This window comes from Priestia sp. ST2, assembly GCF_055810735.1.
In genome coordinates, this window is sequence record NZ_JBVVNT010000001.1 from 513,342 (window position 1) to 524,925 (window position 11,584).

At 38.2% G+C, this 11,584-nt stretch carries 10 protein-coding genes and 1 riboswitch; of the genes, 8 read left to right on the top strand and 2 right to left on the bottom strand.

The window, feature by feature from the left end; all coding sequences use genetic code 11:
- The first annotated feature begins 125 nt into the window (after window positions 1-125).
- The 6 genes from resA to AC0KUU_RS02680 all read left to right on the top strand — a co-directional run bounded on the left by resA (window position 126) and on the right by AC0KUU_RS02680 (window position 7,169).
- Window positions 126-647: a thiol-disulfide oxidoreductase ResA gene (resA, locus tag AC0KUU_RS02655; protein ID WP_013059054.1), complete on the top strand. Its 522-nt coding sequence runs from the start codon at window positions 126-128 to the stop codon at window positions 645-647.
- A gap of 12 nt (window positions 648-659) precedes the next feature.
- Entirely contained in the window at window positions 660-2,282 is a 1,623-nt protein-coding gene (gene resB / locus AC0KUU_RS02660; protein ID WP_043976340.1) for a cytochrome c biogenesis protein ResB, read from the top strand.
- Between the two features lie 11 nt (window positions 2,283-2,293).
- On the top strand, window positions 2,294-3,472 hold the full coding sequence (ccsB, locus tag AC0KUU_RS02665; protein WP_025750430.1) for a c-type cytochrome biogenesis protein CcsB: 1,179 nt from the start codon (window positions 2,294-2,296) through the stop codon (window positions 3,470-3,472).
- A 349-nt stretch (window positions 3,473-3,821) separates the two neighbouring features.
- Window positions 3,822-4,538: a response regulator transcription factor gene (locus AC0KUU_RS02670; protein WP_013059051.1), complete on the top strand. Its 717-nt coding sequence runs from the start codon at window positions 3,822-3,824 to the stop codon at window positions 4,536-4,538.
- Entirely contained in the window at window positions 4,538-6,310 is a 1,773-nt protein-coding gene (locus tag AC0KUU_RS02675; RefSeq protein ID WP_013084918.1) for an ATP-binding protein, read from the top strand. Before AC0KUU_RS02670 ends, AC0KUU_RS02675 begins: the two co-directional genes overlap by 1 nt.
- Before the next feature lie 169 nt (window positions 6,311-6,479).
- Complete coding sequence (locus AC0KUU_RS02680; protein WP_043976344.1) at window positions 6,480-7,169, top strand: peptidoglycan DD-metalloendopeptidase family protein; 690 nt, start codon at window positions 6,480-6,482, stop codon at window positions 7,167-7,169.
- Between the two features lie 31 nt (window positions 7,170-7,200).
- Here the strand turns inward: AC0KUU_RS02680 and serA are convergent, their stop codons facing one another.
- Window positions 7,201-8,775, bottom strand: a complete 1,575-nt coding sequence (serA, locus tag AC0KUU_RS02685) for a phosphoglycerate dehydrogenase (protein WP_043976346.1) — start codon at window positions 8,773-8,775, stop codon at window positions 7,201-7,203.
- A 298-nt stretch (window positions 8,776-9,073) separates the two neighbouring features.
- Window positions 9,074-9,216: riboswitch (FMN riboswitch) on the top strand.
- 154 nt (window positions 9,217-9,370) lie between these two features.
- Between serA and AC0KUU_RS02690 the strand changes: the two genes are divergently transcribed.
- Window positions 9,371-9,946, top strand: a complete 576-nt coding sequence (locus tag AC0KUU_RS02690; protein ID WP_043976348.1) for an ECF transporter S component — start codon at window positions 9,371-9,373, stop codon at window positions 9,944-9,946.
- A 78-nt stretch (window positions 9,947-10,024) separates the two neighbouring features.
- Here AC0KUU_RS02690 and AC0KUU_RS02695 read toward each other — a convergent pair whose 3' ends face one another.
- Window positions 10,025-10,273: a ferredoxin gene (locus tag AC0KUU_RS02695; RefSeq protein ID WP_013059046.1), complete on the bottom strand. Its 249-nt coding sequence runs from the start codon at window positions 10,271-10,273 to the stop codon at window positions 10,025-10,027.
- A 257-nt stretch (window positions 10,274-10,530) separates the two neighbouring features.
- On the opposite strand from AC0KUU_RS02695, the gene AC0KUU_RS02700 reads away from it, so the two are divergent.
- Window positions 10,531-11,580, top strand: a complete 1,050-nt coding sequence (locus AC0KUU_RS02700) for a YpbB family protein (RefSeq protein ID WP_322552416.1) — start codon at window positions 10,531-10,533, stop codon at window positions 11,578-11,580.
- Window positions 11,581-11,584: the final 4 nt, after the last annotated feature.

Here is an 11,584-nt window from a genome sequence, read left to right on the forward strand (position 1 = left end):
TCGAACTTGTAGAATGAGAGGAAGACTTCACAGAAACGTCGAAATATTATTGGAAAGCCACTACCACAAAAATGATATAATGGTAGAAAAAAGCGTATTGAAAGCGGTTAAAAGGAGTTCGTGCCATGAAAAAAAAGCGCTTGATTATTCGAACAGTTATATTGGCAGTTTTGCTGTGCGCGGTTGGATATACCCTTTATGCTCAATTTTTTGCTGATAAACAAAAGGTATCAGTAGGAGATAAGGCACCTGACTTTATATTAAGAGATGTTAATGGAGAAACTCATCAGCTATCAGATTACAAAGGCAAAGGAGTTTTTTTGAATTTTTGGGGAACATGGTGCAAGCCCTGTAAACAAGAGATGCCGGCTATGGAAAAGCAGTATGCATCATATAAAAAGCAAGGTGTCGAAATTCTAGCTGTTAACGTTGCAGAAACGAATATAGCAGTAGAGCAATTTGCTAAACAGTATGAGCTATCTTTTCCGATTTTGATGGATAAAGATTCACAAGTGTTGGGTGCATACGGAATAGATCCTCTGCCGACTACATTTTTAATTGATAAAAACGGAAAGATTGTAGACAGTTTTATTGGGGGATTGGAAGAATCTAAAATAAAAGAATATATGGAAGAAATTAAACCATAGGGAGTGTTGACAATGAAACACGTAAAATGTGAATGTGGACACGTTAACCCGCATGGTACGATTTTGTGTGAAGCCTGTGGTAAGCCGATTGCAGAAGAAACAACTGATAAATTAGTAGATATGCGTTATGAAGGAAGCGCAAGGCGATCGCAAACGTACAATAAAACAGTTATCGATAAAATATGGAACTTTTTCTCTTCTGTAAAAGTAGGTATTTGGATCATTATTGTGACGCTTGTTGCGTCTGCAGTCGGAACCATTTATCCTCAAGAAGCTTACATACCTCCTAATGTGACAGCAGACGAGTATTACCAAAAGGAATATGGATGGACAGGAGAGCTTTATTATAAGTTAGGTTTTCATCATCTCTACGAATCGTGGTGGTACTTGCTTTTAATTGCTGCTTTAGGAATGTCGTTAGTCATTTGCAGTTTAGATCGAGTAGTGCCTTTGTACCGAGCTCTAAAAAGGCAGAGTGTAACAAAACATCCAAACTTCTTAAAAAGACAGCGTTTATATAGCACTTCATCATCGTGGACGGATCAAGATTATGAACATGTAAAAAGTATGCTTAAAAAAAGAAGATACTCTATTCGTGAAGAAAACGGCAATCTGCTGGCTGAAAAAGGACGCTTCTCAAGATGGGGTCCATACGTTAATCATATCGGTCTCATTATCTTTTTACTAGGTGCTATGCTTAGGTTTGTACCAGGTATGTATATAGATGAAGTTCTTTGGATCCGTGAAGGTGAAACAAAAGTTATTCCCGGGACGAACGGAGAGTATTTTTTGAAAAACCATCGTTTTACTGTTGAAACGTATGATAAAGATAGCGAAAGCGCCGTGTTTCAAGAAGCAATTGATCGTGCAGGGAATAATAAAGTGGCCAAAAAATATGAAGCGGATGTTAGTTTGTATAAGCGCGAAGGAAAGCTTATACCGGGAGCAGATCCAAAATTAAAGAAAATAAAAGATTCAGAGATTCGTGTGAATCAGCCGCTTAAGTTTGAAGGATATGCCATGTACCAAGTGGACTTCAAGTTAAATGAGTTTAGCTCTATGTCTTTCCATTTAACAGATAAAAATGCAAATAGAAACGTTGGTTCACTTACAGTAGATTTACATAATCCAAAAGAAACATATGATCTAAAAAACGGATATAAAGTCAAGCTCATGAGCTACTTTCCAGACTTTTTCTTTGATGATGAAGGAAATCCAAATACAAAGACCAGAGTGCCTAACAATCCCGCTTTTGTATTTAAAATGATTACCCCTCAGCATAAAAAAGGGGAAGTTGCTTTTGTTGGAATTAGAGAGAACTTGGAGCCGCTAGGAAATAACGATTATAAAATGACCTTTGCTGGTGTGGAAACGAAAAATGTAACGGGATTAACCGTTCGCAGAGACTATACGCTTTGGTTTTTAGGAATTGGCGGAGCCATCTTTATGATTGGTGTGGTTCAAGGGATGTATTGGAATCATCGCCGCATGTGGATTCAAAAAGTCAATAATGAGATATGGTTGGCCGCACATACAAATAAAAACTGGTATGGGCTAAAAAAAGAACTAAATGGTTTATTAGAATCAACATCCCTTACACAGCTGAAGGACCAAAATGATAAAGAAACAAAATAGGAGGAAAAAGCATGGATTACGCGAGTATAAGTAGTAATTTACTGTATGTGGCGTTTATTGCTTATTTAGTTGCAACCTTTTTTTTCGGAGGAGCTATTCGAGATAAGCGAGCAGCTCAAAAGAAAACAAAGTGGGCAACGTTTGGAATTGCGGTTACCATCATCGGCTTTATTGCACAGATTGGCTACTTTATTACAAGGTGGATTGCATCAGGCCACGCTCCTGTTAGTAATTTATTTGAATTTACGACGTTTTTTGGCATGATGCTTGTTGGCGCATTTATTGTTATTTACTTTATTTATCGTCTTAGCATGCTTGGATTGTTTGCATTGCCGGTGGCTCTTTTGATCATTGCTTATGCAAGCATGTTTCCAACTGAAATTACGCCGCTGATACCGGCTCTTCAAACGAATTGGCTGCATATTCACGTTACAACCGCAGCTACGGGTGAAGCCGTGCTTTCCATTAGCTTTGTTGCAGGATTGATTTATTTAATCAAAACGATTGACCAATCCAAGCGAAATAAAAAAGCATTTTGGCTGGAATTCATCCTGTATACGCTTATTAGTACGCTTGGGTTTGTAGCAGTGACGCTGGCTTTTAATGCGGCTCACTACGAGTCATCATTTAATTGGATTAATAAAAGTGGAGAACAGGAGCAAGTCGTATATCATATGGTTCCGCTAGTGGGGCCGCATCAAAGTGAGTGGACAGCCGGGAACGATATACAGCCGCTTATTGATATGCCCGCTATTATCAATGCTAAAAAATTAAATACGGTTATTTGGTCGTTAGGCGGCGGCTTTGTCTTATATTGGCTGATTCGTTTCATTTTACGGAAGCGAATTGGAGCCGCGCTGCAGCCGCTTGTGAAGCAGGTAAACAGCGACTTGCTTGATGAAGTAAGCTACAGAGCAGTGGCAATTGGGTTTCCTATTTTTACACTAGGAGCACTTATTTTTGCTATGATTTGGGCTCAGATGGCCTGGACGCGCTTTTGGGGGTGGGACCCTAAAGAGGTGTGGGCGCTGATCACATTTTTATTTTACGCTGCTTTTCTTCATCTTCGGCTGTCTAAAGGGTGGCACGGTGAAAAATCAGCTTGGCTTGCAGTTGGCGGATTTGCCATCATTATGTTCAACTTAGTGGCTGTGAACCTAATTATTGCAGGTTTACATTCATATGCGTAACCTTTAAAAATAGAATAGAGGCTGAAACAAAGATATTTTAGTTGAAGGAAGATCCGAACGAATGAGATTCTTGATGGAGAATCTCATTCGTTCGGATTTTTTCATTGAGATGGTGAACGCAAGTTTCGTGTATGTAGGTGCTTATAGCCGTGGAACAAGCGATCCCTACTAGCTTCTTTATTTTATTTATTCAGCTGTAGACTGCATGGATTTCGTTGCGTCTCAGCCTCTTTTTGGTAAAAAAAGCTGTTTTTCGTAAAGGTGTTCACGAATTGTCACATTGTTTGGGTATCATAAGTAGAACTCGCCGGTTTTTTTTTGTACACTAAGACTAGGAGGTTGAAAATACATGCAAAACGAACAAAGGTTACTGCTAGTAGACGATGAAGATCGCATTAGACGATTGTTAAAAATGTACTTAGAAAAAGAAGGATACATCATTGAAGAAGCAGCCGATGGGCATGAAGCAATCGAAAAAGCGTTACACATAGATTATGATTTGATTGTATTAGATTTAATGATGCCCGGCATAGATGGTATTGAGGTTTGTAAACAAATTCGGGAGAAAAAAGCAACTCCTATTATCATGCTTACAGCTAAAGGGGAAGAAGTAAACAGAGTCCAAGGGTTTGAAGTAGGTACAGATGATTATATCGTTAAGCCGTTTAGCCCAAGAGAAGTGGTTCTTCGCGTAAAAGCACTGCTTCGACGTTCTTCTCAAGCAACGTTTATTCAACCAGAAACGAGCGTGAAAAATCTTATTGTCTTTGATCACTTAACGATTGATAATGATGCACATCGCGTTACAGCAGACGGAAAAGAAGTTAACTTAACTCCAAAAGAATATGAATTATTATGCTATCTCGCAAAAACGCCAGATAAAGTATATGACAGAGAGCAGCTGCTGCGTGAAGTATGGCATTATGATTTCTTTGGAGATCTTCGTACGGTAGATACGCACGTCAAGCGTTTGCGTGAAAAGTTAAATCGTGTATCGTCCCAAGCGGCGAAAATGATTGTAACCGTATGGGGAGTAGGGTATAAATTTGAGGTTGAAAATAACTGATGTTTTGGAGAAGTGTAGTTGGTAAACTATGGTTTACTATCCTATTGCTCGTCACGCTTGTTTTATTTATTTTGACTATTTTATTGCTTCAGTTTTTTGAAAATTATCATGTTGTAGATGCAGAAAACCGTTTAACTAAAACGGCTGCTAAAATCTCTACCATTGTGCAGGAAACGGACGATGAAAAACTAGGACTATCCATTGCTCGTGAACTTGCAGACCAAGCAAGTGTAGTTATTGTTCAAGACAAAGATTTTTATTGGCATTCCACACATCCTGATAAAGAAAATAAGAAAGCTATTTCGGCCATTGTTAAACAAAACGATCAGCTAAATCAAGTGGTTGAAAAAGGTAAAGTAATACGGGAAAAAATGTACATGACCACAAAGAAAGACACGAGTGATGAACCTTTAATGTTTGTTGTCGGTGTACCTTTAATGAAAGATAACAAACCGACAGGCGGCGTTTATTTGTATCAATCTCTTTCTGAAATTGAAGAACCCGCTCAATATACGACTAAGTTCATTTTATTGGCTGCAGGTATTGCTATTATTTTAACTACTATCTTTGCTTTTTTCTTATCCACTCGAATTACAGCGCCTCTTAGAAAAATGAGGCAGGCGGCATTTGAAGTAACAAAAGGCAACTTTGATACAAAAGTACCTATTTTAACTCACGATGAAATTGGAGAGTTAGCGATTGCTTTTAATCAAATGGGCAGGCAGTTAAAGTTTAACCTCAATGCGCTTAATCAGGAAAAAGAGCAGCTTTCAAGTATTTTAAGCAGTATGGCAGACGGTGTTATTACGTTTAGTAGAGACGGATCGATTTTAATTACCAATCCCCCAGCTGAGCATTTTCTTCAGACTTGGTATTACGAGCAGGATGTCAACAATCAGCAGGTGCCTGAGCTTCCAGCAAACGTTGTCCATTTGTTTCAAACGGTAGTAGAGACTGAAACGGAGCGAAGTGCAGAATTGAAAATTCAAGGGAAAACGTGGGTCATTTTAATGTCACCGCTCTATAATCAAACGAAAATTCGAGGTGCTGTAGCCGTACTACGGGATATGTCCGAAGAGCGTAAACTTGATAAATCGAGAAAAGATTTTATTGCAAACGTGTCTCATGAATTGCGTACACCTATTTCTATGCTTCAAGGTTATAGTGAAGCTATTATTGACGATATTGCAAGTACGGATGAAGAAAAGAAAGAAATTGCACAGGTGATTTATGATGAATCACTCCGTATGGGCCGGCTTGTAAATGAACTTTTAGATTTGGCGCGAATGGAAGCGGGACATGTGCAGCTTCACTTAGAATCTGTAGCAATGGTTGAATTTACAGAACGTGTTTTGCGTAAGTTTCAAGGGTTAGCTAAAGAAAAACATATTAAATTGTCTCTTAATGGAAAAGTAGAAGATGAATTTGAAGCGATGATTGATTCAGACCGTATGGAACAAGTGCTGACAAACTTAATTGATAATGCTATTCGTCATACGGATGACTACGGAGAAGTAAAGCTGCATCTTGATAAAAGTCAATCCGAAATCCATCTTTCTGTTCAAGATACAGGAGCAGGCATTCCGAAAGAAGATCTTCCATTTGTATTTGAACGATTTTATAAAGCGGATAAAGCCAGAACGAGAGGGAAGTCAGGAACTGGTCTTGGGCTTGCAATCGCCAAAAATATCGTGGAGGCACATCAAGGGATCATTGCGGTTGAAAGTGAATTAAATGAAGGAACAACTTTCTTTATCAAACTGCCAAAGTAAACACATGTTAAATAACAGTTTGTTCGGCTGAAATAATAAGAATAACAAAGAGATGTGATTCAGTGGAGAATCACATCTCTTTATTTTTTCTATAAAAAAGTCTAAAAGAGAAGGAATTGGCATATAGTATGTTTTGTGTGCAATGATCTACATAGGAGGTTCTTTCTTCATGATTGACGTGTTAAGAAGAATATTGGTTGTATTAGTAATGGGATTGTGTATAGGTCTTTTATTTTTGGGCGGGCAAATGGTAAAAGCAGAAGAGAAGCAGTGGGAGTGGCCGGTTGAAGGAGTCTTAACTGATATATTTGGTTCACGTCACGCCAAACACTTTGGAATTGATATAGCAGCACCTGTTGGTACACAGGTGTATGCTGTTGCAAAAGGAGTGGTGAGCCGCTCTTATTATTCAAATACATATGGACAGGTTGTTTTTATCAAACAAACAAATGGATATGAAACGGTTTATGCTCATCTAGAGGAACGTTTTGTTGCAGAAGGAAATCGTGTAGCTGCTGGTCAAAACATTGGACGAGTTGGCAATACAGGGCGCTCTTCAGGTGCGCATTTGCATTTTGAAGTTCATCAAGGAAGTTGGAATCCGGATAAAACCAATGCAGTAAACCCACTTGCCAAATTGGACAAGCAAAAACTATCGGCATACGTAAAAAGCGATTTAGCTGCCACGGTTTTTCAGCAGTTACATCAGACTTCTGATAACTGTATTCTTATCCATCAAGGAGATACATTATCTGAGCTCGCAGTCAAATATGAAGTAGATATGGATCAGCTAAGAAAGTGGAATCATTTAGAAAATACGATGTTAAATGCAGGACAAGTGTTAAAAATAAGTCCATAAAAAAGAGCCGCTCAGGCTCTTTTTTTCAATGTCACAATTCAATACGCTGTATGGTCACAATTTCGCTTGTTTGTTTTAACGAAGAGATGACAGAATCATCTAAAAGTTTATCAAACGTAAGCATCATAATGGCTTCTCCGCCTTTTTGCTTACGGCCCACTTGCATGGTAGCAATGTTAATACGTAAATCTCCAAGTACTTTCCCTACATTTCCAATAACTCCGGGCTGATCACTGTGACGGATATAAAGAAGATGTCCTTCCGGATAAAAATCAATATCAAACGAATCAATATTAACAATTCGAGGTCCATACCCTGCTATATAGGTGCCCGTAATGGTAAATGTACGCTGTTCGCCTGTTACGGTAACGTCAATCATATTGGAATATCCTTGCGTATCTTCCGATGTTTTTTCACCAAATGTAATTCCCCGTTCTTTGGCAATCATAGAAGCATTGACTTCGTTAACAGGTGAGTCGATACGATGAGTCAAAAAGCCTGATAATAAGCTCCGTGTAATATAAGTGGTTTCCAAATCCGTCACTGTACCTCCGTAGGAGATAGAGATATGCTGAACAGGTTCTCGCATGCATTGAGATAAAATAGCTCCTATTTGTTTAGTAAGGCTCGTAAACGGCTGAATTTTTTCAAAAACTTCTTTAGAAAGCGTCGGTAAATTAATGGATGAGCTTACAGGATTACCTTCTAGAAAACGCAAAACGTCATGTGCCACGTCTTCAGCAACGTTAAGCTGGGCTTCTTTTGTAGAAGCTCCTAAATGGGGGGTTGTAATAACTTGATCAAAATGTAACAAAGGGTTATCAATCGGCGGCTCAACTTCAAATACGTCAATAGCTGCACCTTGAACATGGCCAATTTCTAAATAATGAACTAAGGCTTTTTCATCAATGATCCCGCCGCGTGCGCAGTTTAATAAAAACACGCCCTTCTTTGTTTTGGCTAACGTGTCATGATTGAGCAATCCCTTTGTTTCTTTGGTAAGCGGAGTGTGCACCGTAATAACATCCGCTGCTGCTAGTAATTCATCCAGGGATAATAGTTCTACGCCTAGCTTTTCAGCTCGGGAAGAGGTTAAAAAAGGATCGTAAACGTGCACGCTCATATTGAAGGCTTTTGCGCGTTTGGCAAGCTCTGAGCCAATTCGTCCAAATCCGATAATGCCCAGGTGTTTGCGGTTAAGCTCTGTTCCAACAAATGCTGAGCGGTTCCATTCGCGCGCTTTGACTGAAGCATTTCCTTGGGGAATATGCCGAAACAAGCTAGCCATCATAGCAAATGTATGTTCCGCCGTTGAAATGGTATTTCCGTTCGGCGCGTTAATAACGACAACCCCTCGTTTGGTTGAGGCTTCAATATCAATATTATCGACACCTACTCCAGCGCGAGCAACAATTTTTAAATTCGGCATTTTTGCCAGCAAATCCTCTGTAACCGTCGTAGCACTCCGTACTAAAAGCGCATCGTACGTATGCAAATCATTCTCAACTTCTTCAACTTTTTTTCGCGTAAGATTCACATGAGGAGCTTCAAGTAGTGGAGCAAGACCTTCATTGCTAATTGAATCAGCTACTAATACATTATACATGACGTGAACATCTCCCTTGGATTTTACTATCATCAAATATTTGATAATTTACCATGTTAAAAAAATTCTGTCAATTATATTTTTCAAACTTTACGATTAGTTATCAAATACACAATTATAAACGTAAAATTGAAACTATAAATATGTCATAATGCTGTTGGTTATGCACTTATTTCCTTATTTTACATATAAAACAGTAATGAAGTTCATAAAATACATCAATTTAATAGGAATTAAAAAACTTCTTTATTTACTTTTAATTCGAGATAACATATAATAAATTCATAATTAAATATTGGTCTATCTTCGGGGCAGGGTGAAATTCCCGACCGGCGGTAAAAAACAAATTGTTTTGAGCCCGCGAGCTTATATGTAATACATACGAGCAGATTTGGTGAAATTCCAAAGCCGACAGTACAGTCTGGATGGGAGAAGGTGGAGGTTCAGCGTTCAAAACTTAATGTGATGAACGTTTATTAAATATGCCTGCCATGTCTCCTCTCAACGAATCATTTGTTGGGAGGTTTTTGCGTGGGGATATAAAGTTGAACCTTTCTTCTTTGAAGAGTGGATCACAAAGAAGGAGAGAGGCAAGATGCAACAAAGTAAGAAAACTCAAAAGCTGGTCATACTAGGAATGTTAAGTAGTATTGCATATATTTTAATGATGATTAATTTCCCAATTCCTGGATTACCTCCGTTTTTAACAATTGATTTTAGCGAAATTCCTGCACTCGTAGCAGCACTTGTATTTGGACCGATGGCTGCTGTTATAGTAGAAGGAATAAAAAATTTATTGAATTATTTAATTCAAGGAAGTGCTACAGGGGTTCCAGTTGGTCAAGTGGCTAACTTTGTGGCTGGTCTACTGTTCATTCTTCCTGTATCATACATGTTCAACCGATTTAAAACGGCTAAAGGCGTAACGATAGGTTTGGTTACGGGTACGGTGGTAATGACGGTACTCATGGCTGTCTTAAATTATTATGTCTTCTTACCAGCGTATACAATCTTCTTGCAATCGCCAGAAATGTCTAGTGAACAAGCACGTCAATATATCGTTGCAGGTATTTTGCCGTTTAACTTAATAAAAGGAGCAGCAACAGGGGTTATCTTTGTCTTATTGTTTTCAAAAATGAAGCAATGGATCACGCGTCGCATTGCTGTTTAATTCAATCGCTCTCCCGGGGAGAGCGATTTTTATATATAAAAAAACCTGCAGCATGTACACTACAGGTTTGCTCAATACTTATTCGAATTTATTAGCATCGCCTTCGAATTTTTCATCCGCTACGCGAATTGAATCCGTAGGGCAGCCTTCCATTGCATCCATCATATCATCTTCTAGATCTTCTGGAATTTCTACTACACCTTGGTTATCATCTAGTGTTACGAATGCAATACCTTCATCATCATAATCATAAATGTCTGGTGCTGCTGCTCCGCAAGCGCCGCATGCGATGCAAGTATCTTTATCAACAATTGTATATTTTGGCATAACAAGACCTCCTGTAAAGTGTTCGAAAATTTCTCATTATATAATCTCTTCGCGAATCAAGAGTGAAATTTCTCCTTATTCATTGTAAAATGATTTATAAAACTTTTCAATAGAAAAGTCACTGAGAATGCTTATCAAATCAAGGTTTATTCACTTACCCAAACGTTTTAATACATAAAGGAAAGAGCTAAAAAGCCTTTATCTCACATGCTATTGGTCACTTTTGGTACAATGAATGAGAAAGGAAGTTGACACCTTTGAATTATATTCAAGTTAGCATTTTATTTTGTATAAAACAGTTAAAAGGTGAGCGAACCGCCTATGGTATTTATCATTTATTAACAGGTAAAAAGTCAGCTCAAACGATTCAAGACGGAAAAATTTTTGGAATTTCGTTTCTTTTTCAGTCATTTGTTTACTTAGATAAACGGTCTTTTGAAACCTGCGTTGCATATTTAAAAGAACAGCAGTATATTGAAGAAACTGAAAATCAAAAGTATGTGATGACAGATAAGGGACAAGCACGCCTTGAAGATGAACTGACGGCTCGACCCTTTCATCCAGCTTTAGACGGATGGAAATTCGCAAGCAGTACTCAATTATTTTTAGCAAGAATCACTTTGTTCATTCAGACCTTATCAAACCTACAGTATTTTCAAAAAGGGTTTTTACCCATTTCCAAAAATGCTGAGGTCATTCAATGGGTCAAAACGTATATTATGTCTCAAAAGCAAACGCGTCAAGAGTTAGCCGCCGAGCTATTCGAAGAGCTCCGAACGTGCTTGAAAGGCTGCACGGAACGGGACGCGTCTCTTTTTGTTTTGCAGCTGACTGGATACCAAAGAGTAGGCTTTACAAAAAATCAGTTAGCATATCAATATGAACTCGATGAGCATTATGTTCATATTCAACTTTTAGGGGTTATTCACTATATCATTGAAAAAGTAAGTAAAAATAATGAAAGCTTTCATGTACTGTCTTCTTTTTTACGTGATCTATATTTAGAATTGCCTTTGACAAGCTCGACGTTAAAAACGTATAGCTGGCTTCAAAAAGGCAAGACGCTTGAAGAAATTGCTTATATAAGGCGTTTAAAAGAAAGTACAATTGAAGACCATATTGCAGAATTAGCTCTGTTTGTTCCATCTTTTTCAATCGATGCATACGTATCGCCTAAGCAGCAGGAAAAAATTATCTCAGCCTTTGAAGGTTTGCGTACAAATAAATTAAAGATGATAAAAGAAGAAGTAAAAGACGACGTTACCTATTTTCAGATTCGTCTCGTATTAGCAAAACATTTTACCTGATACT